Origin of the sequence: Borreliella spielmanii (assembly GCF_014201705.1) — a bacterium.
Taxonomy (GTDB): Bacteria; Spirochaetota; Spirochaetia; order Borreliales; family Borreliaceae; genus Borreliella; species Borreliella spielmanii.
On the sequence record NZ_JACHFA010000008.1, the window covers coordinates 1 to 17,780 of the forward strand.

A 17,780-nucleotide genomic window follows, 5' to 3' on the forward strand; every position below is an offset into this window, starting at 1 on the left:
TATATTAATTACTTTATATCATATATTAATTACTTTATATCATATATTAATTACTTTATATCATATATTAATTACTTTATATCATATATTAATTATCTCAATGTAAACCAACTAGTAGAGATTAAATTAATTTTAATTAATTTAATCTCTACTAGTGAAGCTCTTTTATAAAAGAGCTCAATAAATCAGATCTGATATAGTTTCAAAAACTATGTAAAGTAGTAGTGCATTTACTATCCTTTCCGCTCTCCTTGATAAAAGACGGCTAACATAATTAACCTAAGCTTATCTTGTAAATTAAACACAATATCATTATAAATGATAATTTTTGAGCTTTAAGCTTATTAAGATCAACATTACTATTACCAAAATAAACAACAAGCAAAAAAAAATCCTTACTTCTTTAAGACCTTAAGAACTTTAAATGATTTATTGTCTTCAAAAACTTTTTATTATTTCCTCTAAATTTTACAAATAAATCATTTACTAATGCATCCTACGAACTACTTCTAAACCAAAAATCATAGAAATACCTTTTTACTTTATCCCACGATAGCTTTTTAGACTCTTTTCGCAAGAATAATTATCCACTAGAGTATGATCCACAAGCTTTACTTCATAAAGCCCCTGCCTTGGTTTTTTATTTCTACATAATAAGCCTTAAGATTTAGAATTGCATTTATTTCTCTATTATGCAAAGAACTGCAACAACTGAAAGTCTCCCTAGTATCGCTTAATTTTAGAGCTGTATTTTAAATACCAAAATTGGCACATAATTTACTTGTTAGGAAATATCTATCTACTTTACGCAAATAGGATTCCTACCGTTCTGATTTATATAATAAGGAAAGTTATTATTGTATTACAAAAACCCATATCATACTAAATGATTAACACTTTTCCCAAACATTCCTTTTTACATACCCTTAATTGATAAGTTTTTTATTATTATGTTTTTATAATTAGCTACAAAGTAGTAAGATAATTTATGTAAAAAGTCTTTTCTTTGATTTGAAATTTTCTTATGCAGCTTAGCAACTCTTAACCTAGACTTAACTCTATTAATAAAAGCTTTTTGTTTTTTTATAGTTTTCTTTAACATTTCTTAAGTTTATTGTTATTTTTAGCATCTAAGTACTCAACTGCTACTGAAATATATATTTATCATAGGTTATTTTTCTAATACTACATTTTTAAGAAATTTATCGTTTTTAATATTCCTATTTCCTTTTTAAAATTTCTCTGAAAAAATTATTATGTGTAAAGCTTAAATTAAGTTAAAATTACAAAGAACTAAACTATTAACCTATTTTTAGAAATGGAAACCCTTCTTTATATCTACTTAAATGAATAATAAAAATTTGCTTATTTTTCATAATAATCTATCTATCACTCAGCATTTTATTATATAAAAAGCTTACACATCTAAATACTTTTGAAAATTTTTTTTAATTAGTGTTAGGATATATTCTGTACTTTTATAAGCTTTATTAGCACTCATATATTTTATTATTTTTAATATCTTATACTTAGTGTATATGGCACATACGCCAAACTTTTAAAAATCACTGCGTACATTCTCTATTAATTATCCTAGTATGGGTTACTAAATATATACACATAACAAATGTCAAGCTTTTATCTTCTCCTTAACAAATAATACTTGATATATGTTCTTTACGGAAAAGGACTCTTGCATAAATTCAACTATGATAAAGATCAAGTTCATTTATTACTAGAATTTAATCCCAATATTCACCCTTCTAAATTTATCAATAATCTAAAACCAGTATCTTCAAGGCTTATAAGAAAAAAATATTCTACTTATTTGGATAAGTATTATTGGAAACATTATTTTTGAGCTAAAAGTTATTGCCTTGTTCTCCCGGGGGGGCCTCTATTAATATCTCATCGAAAAGCATATTCAGAGTCAAAATAAATCTATTTATTATTTTTTGTTAAATCAATAAAAAGTCCTAAGAAATTTCTTTCTTAAGGACTTTTTATAAATGGTTAAAGGTTAAAGATAAGTTAAAATTTACAACAATTTAGAAAAAAAACAAAATTACAAATGTTTTTTTATTTGTAATGTGTATTAATTGATATATAATATCAATTAATACACTATATTATATTGTAATATATTAATATAATAATAATATATTTTTTAAAGGAAAAAATGCAAAAAGAAACAACAAGAAACTATAATGAATATACAATTGGGGGCATAAAGGGAACTTTCTTTGGGAATTCCCAATATGAGGCTAATTATCGAGCAAAAATAAATGGCTTTATAATCGACTTTTTTAAAATTCCCATAAGTTTAAAGAAAAAATATGAACTTAATATTAAAGCCCTTAGTGACCCTAATTTTTCATCCACAAATATTGCAATGAATTGCATAAATACTTTTAAACTTATAGTTGACATTGTTAATATGCAAACCGGAGAAAATTATGATTACGACACATTTATTACAAAAACAAAAACAGAAAAAATGCTTAAATATGGAACAAAAATAATTGCCGCACTAGCAAGACACTTCGACGAACAAAACAAAACAAACTTCAACGAAAGCTACTATGAATGGGAAAAAGGCTGGATAGATAAAAAATGGATAGATTATGAACCAACTGAAGCAGAAATTAAAGAAATTCAAACAATGAATCAAAAATTAAACCCTTTAAAACTTACAAATGAAGAAAAGGCCCTTAATAAAGGGCAAATAAAGCTTTTAGAAGCCATCAGTAAAATTAAAAGCCAATCACAACAACATACTAAGCCAAACGTCGTAAATAAAAAATTAAAAGGAAATAATAGAAAAGAAACCAATATTTAACATTTCTATTAAAAATACTAAATATTATTTAATAATAATAAATAATATTTACAAAATTAAAAAAATAAAATATTATATATATAAGGTAGAAAACGATCTGCCAATAGTCCCCAACACCCCTATTAATCCTCTCCAAATAAGATTAGGGGTAGGGACTTCTTTTTTTTACTAAAAATTAAAACATTTAACGTCTAAAACATTAAGTTTATAGCAAATAGAAAAAATGAAAATATAACAAACATAAATTAACTAAAAATTTAATTCTTATTATATGACTATGCTATAAATCACAAAATTTTAATAAGATGATTAAAATTCAAACAATAATCCCTAAGGATAAATATATACAATTACACCTAATAATAATAAATAAAATTTCATATCAAATAATATTTGATTTTCTCTGCGAAAATATAATTTTTAAAAAAAATTTTCAAAAAAATGGTAATACTTAATTATTGAACTATTAATTGAGTATTAAATATTCTCCTTTTTTAAAATTAAAAGAATTTATTATCAATATTTACTTCATACCATACATTCTTTTAAATGAACCTCTTATTTTTAAGGGGTTTTCTTTTTATATAGAGAAAATCAAAAATCAAGTAAACTATTTGGCATAATAAAGTCTTTACTAAACAAACATACAGGCTTTTTACTTATTCTAACCAATAAAGTTTAATATCTGATACAAATCTATACAAAATATTGAAAAAATTTTCTCTGTAAAATCAATAAAAACTATTTATGTAGCTAAAATTTTTATAAATTTCAACCTTAATAGATAAAAATGGTTTACTAAAATTATTTAAGGCTGCTATCATATAATAGGTTATATAATGAAAAATAAAACTTTTATATTCTTAGTTCTTTTAATTCAAAATTTAGTAATATATGCTCATAGCACAAACTACGAATTCAAACAAGCTAAAATTAAAAATATAAAAGGAATATTTATTAATTATAAAGTCTATTTAACAGAAAATTTAGCAATTGATAACGTAAAAACGTTAAACCATATTTCCACATTCAAAATTAATCTTGTTATTGACAAAAAAATTGCAACTTCTATTAAAAATGAACAAGATGTAATTAAAGCTGGAAATGAATGTGGAATCTTTTTAGAATTTCAAATTAATAACCGTATATACTATGCAAAATTTTCATCAATAAAGTATATTTTAAAAGCAATTGAAAGTTTTACTAAAATTAAAAATACAATTAATAATTCAGAAATTAAAAATCTTGAAGGTAATGGAATTTTTTTATACAAAAATGGTCTCGCATACAATTTAAAAACAGATTCTCAAGAAACAGCAATATTTGTAAATTTTCTCGGATTTAAAGATAATACCGGAAGACCTTACTTCATATTTTACTATGATAATATAGATAACAAAGATAAAAATTTAAAAACAATCTTAGTTTCCTTTGAAGAATTTCATAATGGAATAAGAGAGGGTCTTTTCCTACTAAGAAACGAAAAAGCCATACTAGAATACATCAACCTTTCAAAAGGTTGATACAATAAACAATATAAAACAATTTTAAAGTCGATATTATTATAAATTAATATCAAAAAACTTTGTTTATACTAAATGCTCTTAATTTACATCCTTCCTAGTAAATAATTATTTAGCTTAAGCTTTAAAATTATTCAAACTCAAGTCAACTTCCACCAAGTTGTTTAACTTTAAAGTTAAAATCGTCCAAAAATTCTTTAAAAGGAATCTTATTAAAGCTTACAACAACATCATTCCTAAACGCATAAATTCTAAATGCTGCTATATTATCATTGCCCAAAGAAACAAATCTTATAAATTCACTTTCTGGAATACTAAATTTATAAATTTCTACCTTAATATTTTTTTCAGTAATCACTGTTGTATAATCATAAGGAAAATATGAATCATACAGATCATTATAATAAACAACACGTTTACTATTTTCTAAAACCAACTCCCCTTTAGCCTCAAACCTAGTATCTGTGATTATCTTTTCAAGCTTTATTTGATTAGAATTTCTAGTCTCAACTTTAACCAAAATAAGATATTCCTTTTTATTTTTCAGCTTATCATATTTAATCGAAATTACAGATCTAAATATCCCATCTCTAGAATAATTTACCCCAATATCATATTGTGAATCTAATACCTGAGAAAACCTATCGTAAGCTATTTGATAAGTTTGACAAGAAATTAAAAAAAATACCGAAATAAAACATTTTACAATAAATTTTGCATTCATTAAAATCTCCCTTTAGTTTATCTTATATTTATTTTTAAAAAATTTCTTAAAATTAGAAAATTAAATAATATAATAAATTCAAATAAAAGCATTCTAACTTTATAACTTGAATTAAAATTAAAAAACTATTATTATTAGGTGTTGTTCTAATAAAAAACCAATTTAAAAGATTAGATTATTTCTAATCCCAATTTATACAAATTTCAAAGTGCATCTATAGGAGAAATCGTGTATACTGACCCAAGGTCAATTATTAATACTTACTTTGTAAAAAACAAAAAAATATTTATTATCAACCCAATAGCTTTTAAATTTGAACTTAATTTTGAAAGAACTATCCAAACAAACTCAAAAGAGAATATAGAACTTAAAACATTTAAAGGTGGAATTATTAGTTTAAAATTAAGACCAAATGAATTTTCTAAATTACCAACAGACATTCTAAAAGATAAACTTGAATTTTATATTAACTATGTAAGTGAAGAAAAACTTAAAATAGTTTACGACATGATGGTTGTAAAAGCCTATACTATTGATTTAAAAGCTAGCAATAAAGATAAAATTTACCTAATTGGACTAAAAATACTTAGTTCTATTTATAGAAAAGAAAATGTAGAAAACGCGTTTATTCCCATTATAGGATATAATAACACTTACCTTTTTGAAGGCAAAGCAAACAACCAAAAAGTTAATTTATTATTAAAAGGTATTAATCAAACTATTCAACTCCCTTTTTTGACCAAAATAAGCTATTCAAATATCAAAATGATCAATAAAGCCGATACAAAAACTAGTGCAAATTTAAATGTAAACATTAAAACAACAAATAGGATGCTGCTAAATCTGCGTACAAAAATCTACGAAGAAATAATCTTAACAAATTCAAATCAAATAAAAACCATCAACAATAAACAAAAAATTCTAAAAACGTTAAGATCTTTTATTGAAAATGAAAACGGATTGGGGGGCAAAATACGGTTAATCTTTTTAGAAAAAACAAATTTCTTGACTAAAAATTCAAATTCAAATGGCTTAGACTTCATTTTAAATGACATCAATATTATACAAGAAAATAGCTATATCAGAATTGATATCAGTCTATTAGAGGATAACATTGAAAAAAAATACTTGCCCCAACCCCCAAACATAAACCCATTTCTTAAAAAGATCACCTTGGTATAAATTTTTTAATCAAATAAATTGCTGTAATTAATCCTAAATACATAATCTAACAACTCTTAATAAACACTCTGCTAAGAGTTTCCAATATATAACCGAACTCCTTGAAACTAACACACAATATATAATAAAATAAAGCTAATGAGGTACTTATGTTAAGTATTAATGGTGTAAGACTTTATTCTTTAAAAGAATTCCAAAATATACTAGAAGATTCTTATAATCTTTCAATTAGTAAAAATACTATATCTAAAAAATCAAAAATTTTAAAATGCGCAATCCGTGTAGATAACCGTCCTTATCTTTTAGAAGATTTTTGTACATATTTTTTAATGGATTTCAGAAGACCCAAGCCCATAACAAATAGCATAAAAGAAACAATCCAATTAAGAATTGAGCAAGCAAAAAAAATAATGAACCGAAAATCTACAAAACATGAAATACAAATTGTTTCTAACCCCATAGGTCATACCTTATAATCCATTTTATTGACATTTTAAAAACATTGTTATAAAATATGGTTAAAAGCTAGTTATTTTGTTTGTAATACAATAAAAACTTAGAGTGCAGATAGAATAATTGGAAAAGCTTCTGAACCTACAACAAATTTCACTTCAGAAGCCAGGATAAGATAATGATAATAAAAATAAAAAATAATGTCAATAAAAATTTTAACAATCTCATAACTTTAGAAGAGCTTATAAAGCACAACCAAAAAAACACAACCTCTAATTTAATAGAACTAAAGCAATCAAGACTAAAATCATATTTAACTAAAAAAAAGGCCATATACCAAAGAATACTTAAGGTATGCTGGGCAATTGATCTTAAAAACAAAGAATACTATAAATCCAACAAACTTAGAACATATTCTACAATAGAAATATATAATATAGTTAATAAATGCCTTGCTAAAGATAATCAAAAAATATCAATCAGAACTTTAGAATATGATATATCATTTTTAAATCAAGTACTGTTAATAACAACTAAACTAAAACATTTAGGCAAAGATAATGGAAGCTTTGCATTTTATATACAAAATAAAAATCTTTGGAAACACCGTTTTACAATTATTCAAGAAGCAATTAATAAAGAAATCAAAGAATATTTAAAAGATAAAAAAATAGTATCTAATTTCTCTAAAGAAATTGACAATGCTATTAACAAAACCAATATAAAAAATATAAAATCTAAAAGCTCAATTGCAGATGAATCAATTGCAGATGTTATACCTAAAGGTATAAAGGATATAGATAAGATAAAGAATTCTACAAAAATAGATAATAAAAAAATAAAGAAAATGTCCTATAAAGAATATATTGCAAGCAAGCTAGTAAAAGTTCATAAAATAGAAAAATTTCAAATAACAAAAATATTAAAAATAAGCAACAATGAAAAAACTTACATAAATGCATTAAGAAACTTAAAGTCAGCAATAGAAAAATATAGTAAAGAATACAAAATTGAGGACATTTCAAATCATTTTATAAAAGAGTTTAAAAATAAATATAGTAAAAAAATATGGATGATGAACGGAAAGACCGATAAAATAAATGACTTTAATGAAATTTGGGAAACAAGATTTAAGAAAACGTTCTTAAATAAAAGTTCAAAAGAAAGATATTGTAATAACTATATAAGAAACAAAAAGAATATTTCTAACCCTGATAACAGAATAAGTGTATTTTTTTCCGATCATAAAGGTCTTAAAAAGATAAGCAAAATTAAAGTTAATTAAAAAATTATTTGTTATCATATTATAAAAATTTTAAATAAAGGTAAAATTGGACAAACCATTAAATCAAAGATTAACATGGATGTTAGCCCAAAAAATGATTACATTAATTAAATGTATTTCTCATAGAAATATTCTATCCATGATTTTTAGTCAAACAATAAAAAGAGTATAACTAAAAAAGTATTAGTATAAATCTTAGTTTAAATAGCATTACAAATTTTATATTCACTCTAAAATAATTGCCTTCCTTCTTCTAATTTTTTATTTTAAAGTTTGTAGCTTTCGTTTCATAAATTTACTATTTAATCTAAATAAAGTTTGATTACGCTAAATTTCAAATTTTAACAAGATAATAACAAAGAATTCTCCACCTATAATTTCTATGAAATTATAGGTGGAGAATTCTTTGTTATTATCTTGTTAAAAAAAAACTGCAGAAGTGTTACTTAAGATTCACGATGATTATCAAAAAATACTACAAATAATAAGTAAAAGTAAAGCCTTAAAGAAGCTATAAATGGGTTAGAAGATAATAAAGATAGATCTGAACAATTAAGTTTTAATGATTTAAGAAAAGTGAAAACAGAACTTAAATATATTGATTCGATTGCAAAGATTAACTATTAGAAAAGCTTATAAATAATCTTATTATATCTTATAAAGCTAAGACCAATGATATCGATTTTTTTGTCAATAAAAAATCGATAGAGTATTTTGATAAAGAATATAAGGATTTGATTAAAGTTAAAATTCCGAAGAATGAAATTAGCATATGATAAGATTGTAAACACATTTAAACTTTTTTAATTTTATTTCAAATTTATTTTTTAAATCTGTTTCCAAAATTTGATAAAAAGTATTTTGTTCAGCCCCTTAATATCGCTTATTTTAAATTTTTAATAAGTAAGATAGGTTCAATGAATTGATAAATAAAAGTAAACATTGGTTTAAGTATTATATAAATTAAAATTATGGCAATTTTGTCTCTTTTAATAAGAAAGGTTTATTAATTTTTGGAATTCAGCTTAAATGATTTAAAGTTAGTATCAAATTTAAAGGAGAGAAAGCATGAAAATTAAAAGTAAATGCTTAGCTTTGGGATTACTTTTTGGTTTTATCAGTTGTGATTTATTCATAAGAGATGAAATACAAGAGAAATCTCTTGGCCTGTGTGATGAGGAAAGTTCTATTTTAGAGACTAGTGATAAATCTGTTAAAAAGTCTCTTAATAAGAAAGGCAAAAGTAAGGTTGCTAGAAAGAAAGTTGAAGGTAATGCTGTTAAAAAAGACCCGTTTAATCATCATGTAAAGAGTGAGTCTGTTAATAACAGTAATCTATCACAAAAAAATGTGATATCGGAAGAAGAAATTTTAAAAACTAAATTATTAAGAGAACGATCTGAGACTAGAAAAGAAGAAATACAAAAACGGCAAGATGAGGGTGAAAGGATCCTTCAAGGAAGTTTAAGTTTTCTTAGTGGTGAAAGTGGTGAATTGAAGGATACTATTGAAAGCAATGAAATTGATTTTACTATAGATTCTGATTTAAGACTAAAGAGTGACTTACAAGCTATTTCAGGCTCAAACTCTATTTCATACACTGATGAAATAGAAGAAGAAGATTATGATCAGTATCTTTTAGAAGAAGATTATTATTATGATGATGAGGAAACAAGATTAAGTAATAGATATGAATCTTATCTAGAGGGTGTGAAATATAATGTAAGTTCAGCAATTAAAACAATTGTTAAGATATATGATAATTATACCTTACTTTCAACAAAGCAAACCCAAATGTATTCTACACGTCTTGATAACCTTGCTAAAGCCAAAGCTAGAGAAGAAGCTAAAAAGTTTACAAAAGAAGAACTTGAAAAAGATCTTAAGACTTTATTGAACTATATTCAAGTGAGTGCAAGGACTGCGACAAATTTTGTATATGCAAGAGAAATATATTCAAAAAGAAAATTAGATACCATTGAAACAGAAATAAAAAATTTAATTTCAAAGATCAAAGGACAATCTGATTTATACGAAGCATATAAAGCAATAGTAAGGCCAATCTTATTAATGAAAGATTCTCTTAAAATAATCGAAATAGTCATTGATAAGAATGGTGTTTGGTACTAATCTTTGATAATTAGTTTATTTTTTAAACAGGCTACATATTATTGTAGCCTGTTTAACATTAAATAAAAAAAGCTCTAGTTGTAAAAAGTATTATGGATTGGAAAATAGAATTTCTTCAATTTGCAGATAAATTAATTAATTTAGATAAAGTCAAAAACACTGTTTACAGGATATATCAGAATATGATACATTTTATGTTTTAAAGGAAGTATATAAAATAACTTTATTCTTAAGTTTATATACAGAATGGTATTATAAGATTGATTTAAAAATTTTTTCATTTTATCAAATTAAGATTTAGATTATAATTTGATTTTGAATTTTATATGTGAGACAATTAAGGGTGTAAATCTTATTTATAGTAGTAGATTTGTGTGTGTATTTCGTGTGCTTTGCTTTGCTTTGTAAGCTGTGGTTTTATTTTAAAATAATAGTAATAATAATTAAAATTGCTTATTACAAGATATAGAAAGCGTAGAAAGTATTAATTAAAACCAGATTGGAAAAATAATTTTGGACTTAGCAATGGAGCTTAATACATTAACTTTTTTTGTTAATACGTTAAAAGACGAATTGTTAAAAACATACACTCGAGTAGCTTATTTTAATTTTTATTTCAAATGCAATGTATCTCAAGTGGCAGAGTATGTTCAAAGGTTTTTATTTAAACTAAAAAATAGGGGTAAAGTTAAAGAACCATTTAGTTAGGTTAAATACGGCAAGATAATTAATCCAATGTAGAGGGCAGGGGAGGAAAGTTTTAATATAGATGCGGAGAAGAGTATATAGAGTGGAGAAGAGACTTGCTAGTGTTTTTAATCCTCCATCTCTTCAGGTGGATAGTAGATAAAATGGAGAATTAGTGGATGTTAGCCTTTCTCTTATTGTTGGCGATCCTGAAGATAAGACGTTGAATGACATTAAAAATATGTATTCTAAGTTTAGAAGCTCACATTAACTAATGCTAGTACTTTTTAGTGATATTATATTATTTTACTATTCTTTAAAGAAGAATATATACTTATTTTTAAATAAAAGGCTACCAATTAAACTCTTTTAAAAAATTGTGATCACTATAATTATTTTTTTTTGCTTTAGCAAAAGTTTTAGAGATTTCTGAAAAAGTTGGAAAAAAATAAGATGATGGGTGATTTGCCATTTTTTTAAAATTTTCATTGAAGTAGTCAAGTATATTACTTTTACGTTTTAATATTTGCATTTTTAATTAAAAATTATAAAGACCTCCACTATTTCTAAATCTTTGATTTAGAAATAGTGGCTTATCTAATGGTTTGAAAATCGAAAACAGCAGCTTAACAAATAAAAACCAATGAATATTTAAAAAATGATTAATTTAAAATATAATTTCTATAGTTAAAGTACTAAAAAATAAATACAAATTTGGACTAATTATATTATATAAAAAGATAAAATTAGTCGTATTTATTATAGTAGAACTTTTAATACCTAACTCTTAAAGTATATTTATTTATATTGCTTTATGGTTTTTGTAAAGTAACTTTTAATTATAAAAATCGAAGGAGAATAGATTTATGAATAAAAAATCTGCTATTTCATTGTTATCTACAATATCAGCCTTCTTATTGGTATTAGGCTGTGATTTATCAAGCAATGATGCTGAAAATAAAATGGATGATATTTCTAATTTAGAAAAGAAATATCTAGATAATTTGAATTATGGATGTTTAAGTGAAAATGAAGGTAGAATTCAAAATTCTCAAATTAAATTAGATGTAAATAATGGCATAAGGCGTTCTTATTCTTCTAGAGAAACCAATGTTTCAAATTCCTATAGTAAAACCTATTCATCTTGCAAGACAAAATCAAAATGATTAATTTATCAAAGAAATAAAAGAATTCTCTGTCCATAATTTAATTGCAAAGGCTTTTAATTTAAACCTATATTCGTAGGTTTAAATGCAGCTTTATAGCTATTGTGTCAGTCAGGGGGAAGTTTGTAAAAGTGCCTCTTTAATAAGGAATTTAAATCTTATTTTTAACATGAAGATTATTATCTTAGAGTTTTACTGGAGGAGTTTCTATAGACATAGTAAAGAAGTATAAATCCCAATAAATCAATTTGGCAAACTTATTCCACCCAAAGTTTATGTAAATTATAAGTGGAATAAGTTTATAATTTTTGTTTAAAAGATAAGGCCTACTTTTTATTGAAGATAAGCTTGATACATTATTACAATTTCAATACATACCTTAAAGGTCGCATATTGAAATTATGTCACTTTTTAGCTTTTCTGTTTCTTCACTTTTTTTTACAATTTGTTTTAAGATTGCATGTACGTGAAATTCAAGATTAGTGTTATTTGTTTTTATAAGATTTTTATCATTTTGATAATCTAATAAAAGTTGGCTTAACATTTCTGAGACGATTGTTTTTGTAGATAATAATTTTTCAAATGAATTTTTAAGATTCTCTAAGTCTAAAATCTCTAGTTTGTTTAGAGTGTCTTTTTTAGAATATAGGCTAACAATCACGTCGTCAATAGTATTTCCCAATTCCTTAAAGATGTTAAATAGGGCGCCTGTTTGGCCTGACAACAGTATGATTTCTGAAAGTTCCTTTAATTTATTAGTATCAATAGCATTTAAGGTGCAATAAACGTATTTTCTATATCTTTTAGATTTTTCAGTATTATCAGCTATATATTCATTTGGTGATGTTGGCCAAAACAATCCTTTGAAAGCTAATATTTCATATTGGTCCGCAGGTTCTTCTTCTAATTTTTTTTTACATATTTTTCTCTATCTGCGCTAGCTGTTTCTATTAAATTTTTTAGATCATCAAGCAGCGTTTTTTTCATTCTTTGATTTTGGGTTACTTCTTTTTTAGGTTTTAATTTCTTATTATTGGATTTTAGTCTTTTTTTGCTAGTAAAGCAATAGTTGCGGCTAATGTTGCAAAAGAAGCATATAACCTTACTAAAGCAGCAGAACAAAATATGTAAAAACTGTATAAAGAGCAATAAGAGCAACTAAAAACACTATCTGATTTCTGATGAAATAAAACAAGCTAAAGAGGCTGTAGAAATAGCTTGGAAAGCCACAGTAAAAGTAAAAGATGAGTTAATGATGTAGAAAATGCAGTCAAAGAGGCATTGGATAAAATAAAGACATAAACTGCGAACAATACAAAACTTGCAGATATAGAAGAAGTAGCAGAGTTAGTATTACAAATAGCCAAAAATGTAGCGGAAATAGCGCAAGAAGTTGTGGCCCTGTTAAATACTTAAATATATTTTTATTAACTAGATTGTGGAATTAGTTAAAGCTTTTAATAATAAATTTCTTAAACAAAAAAATAGCGATACAAAAAATGTAAGGCCAAAATTATAGCTATTTTTAATAATGTTGATGAGTAAATTAATAAAAAAGAATATCTTTTAGTTAAGATATGTGTGGTTACTATTATAAGAGAGTCTTCTTTAAAAGAAGGCTCTAATTTAAATATATTAATATTTAAATATTTTATTATCCATTTTAAGACTTACTTAAAACATTTTTTGCATTTTCAATAAGTTCTTTTATAATCCTATTTCTTCTCATTGTTAAACCTTTTTAAAATAAGAGCTTTCCGAGCTCTTTAAAGTATTTTTTATTTTATTTAAAGCCTGTTTAGATAATTGTGATACTGACCTATTTTCACTTTCCAATCTTTTAATAATTCCCTCTTTTAAACTTTCCTTAACTTTACATAAAAATAAAGCAGCAGCTCTTATATTTTGTTTTGCAATATCAATATAGCTCATGATTTCATCAAGTTTATCTCCCATATTTAAATTATTTTGCAATTGTGTTAGTTTCTTTGTGTGATTTCTATTATTATGATCGTTTTTATTAATGATGTTTTTTTGTTTCTAGTTTTAGTTGTCGCATCATAAAAATCATTTTTTATTTAAGTATATTCATGTTTAAGTGGACATACACTCTCAATTAACTGGAAAATTCAGGGTCTCTAATAAGATTTTCTATATCTTTAATTGCTTTATTCACTTTTTTTCTTTCTTGGTAGAAGGGAAAGGATCCCTTTTTTTATCTCTTTTTTTGATTATGCTCAATTGAAATGGTTAGTATTCTGATTATTTTTAGATAACACGTTTGATAAAAAAATAATAACAAATTCAAAATTTTTAGATTCTATATATACCTATTAGCAAGATCAATCCCAAAACAAACAGTAACGCTATCCGAAAAAATACAGCATAACCTCGAATAGAACATCACCAAAATCTTGAAAATTAATATCAAAATTCCAAGTCTTCAAATCAAAATTATCAATAAGTTAGCTACAATCTAGAAATTAGAAAAAATTGATAAAGATCTGCTCTGAAATCCTAACATATTCAAGAAAATATACGAATAGCTGAAATAATTGTTGTTCAACACGATTTTCTAGAGATTTTTAACATCAATTCCAAATATCAGATTTGTCTAATTGAAATTAAATATTTAGCACAATTTGATGAAGAAAACTTTGAGTTGAAAATTTTTTCAGAGGATTTTTTTAAGTTTTTCAAGCATTTCTTTTAATATCTCTATTTTTTGTATTTCGTAATTTAGAGACAAGTAAATTATTCTATTCATTAGTGTTTTTTTCCACTACAAGTATTGAAAAAAATATAAGATGAATTACGCATGCTAAACCAAGAAGATTCCTAAGAATTATTACAATATATAGGAAAGAATTTAAAGATAAAACACAACTTTGCAAAAACCTTAACCGCAACTATTGAAGCTTGCAATCGAAATTTTTTAGATATTAAAACAAATATAAAAAATCTCGAAGACCATTTTATGAAAGAATACTTAGATTTTATTCCCTAGATCTATTAAATCCATACAAATTGTTGCACTTTATATTTTTAAAAGAGAAGAATTAACTTATATTCTTAAAATTCATGCAATCTAAATTCACGCTAAAAACATCAATGGAAATTAAATTTTTAATATCAAATAAGTTTAATATTAATTGATAAAAATATTAAATTGTAATATTATTATTTTGAATTAAAATTATTATTTAATAATATAAATTTATAAGGAGAGCATTTTGGAAAATTCTAAATTAAATATTATTAAGCTTAACGTTATTACAGTAATATTAACTTCAATTTGCATATCATGTGCACCTTTTGGCAGTGTTAATCCAAACAAACTAAAAAATCCTACTACTTCTAAAATCCCCAAAAAAGTAAAGCGAAGCAACAATTCTAGAAATCTAAAAAACCTAAAAAGCCATACCAATTCAGCAAATTCATCAGAAAATAACAAAAATTTTGAAAATGAATCTCAAAATTCAAAATCTTCAAATCAAAATTCTCAAGAAGAAACCACAATCTCAAAATTAGAAAACATTGGTAAAGGCATAGAAGCTCAAAAAAAGGAAGAAAATACACAAATAGCTAAAATAGCTAAATTTGATGGTGTTCAATATGATTTCTTAGAGACTTTTAAACTTCAAAGTGGTGATTATTTTATGTTTCATGCAAAAATGAAATTAAAAAGAATAATTTATTCATCCCTAAATTACGATACAAAAAAAATATTGGCATTAAAAGAAATTCTTGAAAAACTTGATACAACAGATAAGAACCGAAGAGTAGCTGGTCAATTTCTCGAAACATCAAGGAATATTCAACTGGAATTAGAAGATACGCATTTAAAAAAAATACAAGATGCATTACGACGCGCTCCAAGCAAAGAAGAAACCGAAACGTTACTACAAGGTGTAAAACGTGATTTAAAGATAAAACAAAACTTTGCTAAAAGCTTAAACGCAACTATTGACGCTTACAATAAAGATGTTGGTGGCATTAGAACAAATGATGAAGCGCTAGTAAAGCACATAAAGGATAAATACTCTCATCCTCTTTGTCTACTAAATCAAGCTGATTAATCTAAACAAAAAAAAAATAATATGCTGCACTTGATATTTTAAAAAGAGAAGTTAATTCTTCTCTTTTTTTATTCATACAATCTAAATTAGCGCTAAAAACATGCAATAGAAATTAAATTTTCAATATTAAATAAATTTAATATTGTTGTTTTAAATTAAAACTAATTTTTGGTAATTCAAATTTATAAGGAGAGCATTTTGAAAAACCCCAAATTAGATATTATTAAGCTTAACTTTATTACAGCAATATTAACTTCAATTTGCATATCATGTGTACCTATTGGAAAGGTCAATCCAAAACCTCATATCAATACTAATTTAGAAAATAACCAAAATCAAAGTTTAGAGGAGCTTTTCGTATAAGTTTTTATAATTTTTAGGATTATAACTCTATTTCTAAGATTTTTTAGTTTGCAAAACTTTATATGCTTGCTCTAATGTAAGAAGCTCTACATTTGCCTTATTCATCTTATCGTTAAGTTCTTCTTGTTTATTCTTAGCATTCTCAAACAAGCTTTTAGCATTCTTGATTGCTTTTTGAGCATCAGCTATCCAAGAATAGTAAAGATATTGAGGGCGCTCGTTCTTATTTAAATACTGCTAGAAAATCTAAATATAATACTAACAACAATACATTACTATTACATAACTTGAACCAAGAAATTAATAAGGTTAATAGCAGTCATGCTTCTGCTAAATCTCATTACAATGATGCAATTGGTGCTTTAGCAAGAATCTACTAAGGATGATTTTGAGAATGCAAAAAGAAAAGCAGAAGGGGCTTTAGAAGAGGCTATAAAAGATATACCTTCTTTAGGGTATCAATAACACTTTTTATCTTATCAAGTTTTGATTTTGTTGTTTCTAAGTCCGCAGTTATTTTTTCAGTTTTTTCTAAAAAAGTTTCAGCTTCGTACATAATTTCCCTAGCAGTAATAGCTTCATTAGATTCCTTATTAATTTGTTGAGATTTTCTATTAGCATTAGCATTATGTTTATTGTTATCTGATTTGCTAGTATTAGAGTGCTTTGTGTTTAAAATATTATTTGTTTGTGCTCCTAAATTATTACTTTCTTCACTTTTCTTTATAATATTTTCTTTTTCCTTACTTTTATTCTTATTATTTTGTGTATATACAGGTGCAGAAATACAAGCCAAAAAAAAGGGGAGAAAAAAGAGAATTTCCCCCCAGTTTGGACCAGAAGATTTGAATTATGACTACATGTATAGGTACATTATTGATTGGATTGAAAAAAAATATGAAACCAATAAAGCCAAATTTTCGTGGTTTACCTTTGAAAAGATGGGTGATAATGACTATCTACTGAAAATTAAAAGGGACGCTAATCTTAAGAAAGTCTTGGTGATTAGTGCTAGAAGAATTGATCAGATGTTCACTAATTAGAATGAATTCATCGGGATTGATTTTATAAAAATTTTTTTGTTTAGCAGACTTGCCTTTAAAAAAGAACTTGAATAAAAACATATAAACATTATATACTGTTATGTAAAAATTTCAAAAAAATTTAAAGTTTTATTTTGAAGGGTTAAAGGTTTATTCTTTTGAGAAATTGGATTTAAAGGTTTGTTGTTTGAAGGGGAAAGTTTTACCTTTTTAGATTAATCTTTAGAGTTAATATATCTATACTAAATAATAATTATATATATAATTATTATTTAGTATAGATATATTAACTCTAAAGATTAATCT

Annotated in this window: 19 protein-coding genes and 2 pseudogenes; 15 read left to right on the forward strand and 6 right to left on the reverse strand. The window is 24.6% G+C overall.

Translation table 11 applies throughout. The features are described 5' to 3' along the window. Positions 1 to 916: 916 nt before the first annotated feature. The gene (locus HNR35_RS05870; RefSeq protein WP_236845798.1) at positions 917 to 1,102 is read right to left on the reverse strand and encodes a transposase; all 186 of its coding nucleotides are present in this window, start codon (positions 1,100 to 1,102) and stop codon (positions 917 to 919) included. 591 nt (positions 1,103 to 1,693) lie between these two features. Here HNR35_RS05870 and HNR35_RS05985 point away from each other — a divergent pair. The 3 genes from HNR35_RS05985 (at position 1,694) to HNR35_RS05110 (ending at position 4,362) form a co-directional block, all read left to right on the forward strand. Beyond that, positions 1,694 to 1,861 carry a transposase gene (locus HNR35_RS05985; protein ID WP_214646006.1) on the forward strand — a complete coding sequence of 56 codons (168 nt, stop codon included), beginning with the start codon at positions 1,694 to 1,696 and terminating at the stop codon, positions 1,859 to 1,861. A 318-nt stretch (positions 1,862 to 2,179) separates the two neighbouring features. Next, on the forward strand, positions 2,180 to 2,839 hold the full coding sequence (locus tag HNR35_RS05105; protein ID WP_183224362.1) for a hypothetical protein: 660 nt from the start codon (positions 2,180 to 2,182) through the stop codon (positions 2,837 to 2,839). Positions 2,840 to 3,678: 839 nt separating this feature from the next. Then, positions 3,679 to 4,362, forward strand: a complete 684-nt coding sequence (locus HNR35_RS05110; RefSeq protein WP_183224364.1) for a hypothetical protein — start codon at positions 3,679 to 3,681, stop codon at positions 4,360 to 4,362. A gap of 145 nt (positions 4,363 to 4,507) precedes the next feature. Here HNR35_RS05110 and HNR35_RS05115 read toward each other — a convergent pair whose 3' ends face one another. Then, positions 4,508 to 5,086: a hypothetical protein gene (locus HNR35_RS05115; protein ID WP_183224366.1), complete on the reverse strand. Its 579-nt coding sequence runs from the start codon at positions 5,084 to 5,086 to the stop codon at positions 4,508 to 4,510. A 228-nt stretch (positions 5,087 to 5,314) separates the two neighbouring features. Between HNR35_RS05115 and HNR35_RS05120 the strand changes: the two genes are divergently transcribed. The 6 genes from HNR35_RS05120 (at position 5,315) to HNR35_RS05145 (ending at position 11,989) form a co-directional block, all read left to right on the forward strand. Continuing rightward, a complete protein-coding gene (locus HNR35_RS05120; protein WP_183224368.1) occupies positions 5,315 to 6,268 on the forward strand; it encodes a hypothetical protein in 954 nt (317 codons plus the stop codon). A 149-nt stretch (positions 6,269 to 6,417) separates the two neighbouring features. Continuing rightward, complete coding sequence (locus tag HNR35_RS05125) at positions 6,418 to 6,744, forward strand: hypothetical protein (protein ID WP_183224370.1); 327 nt, start codon at positions 6,418 to 6,420, stop codon at positions 6,742 to 6,744. A gap of 155 nt (positions 6,745 to 6,899) precedes the next feature. Next, positions 6,900 to 8,006, forward strand: a complete 1,107-nt coding sequence (locus HNR35_RS05130) for a plasmid maintenance protein (RefSeq protein WP_183224372.1) — start codon at positions 6,900 to 6,902, stop codon at positions 8,004 to 8,006. A 1,068-nt stretch (positions 8,007 to 9,074) separates the two neighbouring features. After that, on the forward strand, positions 9,075 to 10,136 hold the full coding sequence (locus HNR35_RS05135; protein WP_183224374.1) for a ferrous iron transporter A: 1,062 nt from the start codon (positions 9,075 to 9,077) through the stop codon (positions 10,134 to 10,136). A 513-nt stretch (positions 10,137 to 10,649) separates the two neighbouring features. Beyond that, the gene (locus HNR35_RS05140; RefSeq protein WP_183224376.1) at positions 10,650 to 10,844 is read left to right on the forward strand and encodes a hypothetical protein; all 195 of its coding nucleotides are present in this window, start codon (positions 10,650 to 10,652) and stop codon (positions 10,842 to 10,844) included. 845 nt (positions 10,845 to 11,689) lie between these two features. Continuing rightward, a complete protein-coding gene (locus tag HNR35_RS05145; RefSeq protein WP_183224378.1) occupies positions 11,690 to 11,989 on the forward strand; it encodes a DUF5425 family lipoprotein in 300 nt (99 codons plus the stop codon). A 379-nt stretch (positions 11,990 to 12,368) separates the two neighbouring features. On the opposite strand, the gene HNR35_RS05150 is transcribed toward HNR35_RS05145, so the two are convergent. Beyond that, positions 12,369 to 12,848, reverse strand: coding sequence for a virulence associated lipoprotein (locus HNR35_RS05150; RefSeq protein WP_236845799.1), 480 nt, complete (start codon positions 12,846 to 12,848; stop codon positions 12,369 to 12,371). Positions 12,849 to 13,054: 206 nt separating this feature from the next. Between HNR35_RS05150 and HNR35_RS05960 the strand changes: the two genes are divergently transcribed. From HNR35_RS05960 to HNR35_RS05925, 3 genes and pseudogenes are all read left to right on the forward strand, one after another. Next, the gene (locus HNR35_RS05960; protein ID WP_336509706.1) at positions 13,055 to 13,120 is read left to right on the forward strand and encodes a hypothetical protein; all 66 of its coding nucleotides are present in this window, start codon (positions 13,055 to 13,057) and stop codon (positions 13,118 to 13,120) included. 55 nt (positions 13,121 to 13,175) lie between these two features. Next, entirely contained in the window at positions 13,176 to 13,250 is a 75-nt protein-coding gene (locus HNR35_RS05920; RefSeq protein ID WP_336509707.1) for an OspD family protein, read from the forward strand. A 53-nt stretch (positions 13,251 to 13,303) separates the two neighbouring features. Next, positions 13,304 to 13,405, forward strand: a pseudogene (locus HNR35_RS05925) (OspD family protein); the annotation flags it as partial. Positions 13,406 to 13,720: 315 nt separating this feature from the next. On the opposite strand, the gene HNR35_RS05880 reads toward HNR35_RS05925, so the two are convergent. Both HNR35_RS05880 and HNR35_RS05930 read right to left on the reverse strand, forming a co-directional pair. Then, positions 13,721 to 13,963 (reverse strand): P12 family lipoprotein, encoded by a 243-nt coding sequence (locus HNR35_RS05880; RefSeq protein WP_011703975.1) that lies wholly within the window; start codon positions 13,961 to 13,963, stop codon positions 13,721 to 13,723. A 700-nt stretch (positions 13,964 to 14,663) separates the two neighbouring features. After that, entirely contained in the window at positions 14,664 to 14,756 is a 93-nt protein-coding gene (locus HNR35_RS05930) for a complement regulator-acquiring protein (RefSeq protein WP_157861267.1), read from the reverse strand. A gap of 466 nt (positions 14,757 to 15,222) precedes the next feature. Between HNR35_RS05930 and HNR35_RS05180 the strand changes: the two genes are divergently transcribed. The 3 genes and pseudogenes from HNR35_RS05180 (at position 15,223) to HNR35_RS05190 (ending at position 16,811) form a co-directional block, all read left to right on the forward strand. Beyond that, entirely contained in the window at positions 15,223 to 16,068 is an 846-nt protein-coding gene (locus tag HNR35_RS05180) for a complement regulator-acquiring protein (protein WP_183224380.1), read from the forward strand. Positions 16,069 to 16,266: 198 nt separating this feature from the next. Continuing rightward, positions 16,267 to 16,398, forward strand: a pseudogene (locus HNR35_RS05185) (complement regulator-acquiring protein); the annotation flags it as partial. A gap of 200 nt (positions 16,399 to 16,598) precedes the next feature. Further along, positions 16,599 to 16,811, forward strand: coding sequence for a hypothetical protein (locus HNR35_RS05190; RefSeq protein ID WP_236845800.1), 213 nt, complete (start codon positions 16,599 to 16,601; stop codon positions 16,809 to 16,811). 50 nt (positions 16,812 to 16,861) lie between these two features. Here HNR35_RS05190 and HNR35_RS05885 read toward each other — a convergent pair whose 3' ends face one another. Continuing rightward, positions 16,862 to 17,227 carry a hypothetical protein gene (locus HNR35_RS05885; protein ID WP_236845801.1) on the reverse strand — a complete coding sequence of 122 codons (366 nt, stop codon included), beginning with the start codon at positions 17,225 to 17,227 and terminating at the stop codon, positions 16,862 to 16,864. Positions 17,228 to 17,780: the final 553 nt, after the last annotated feature.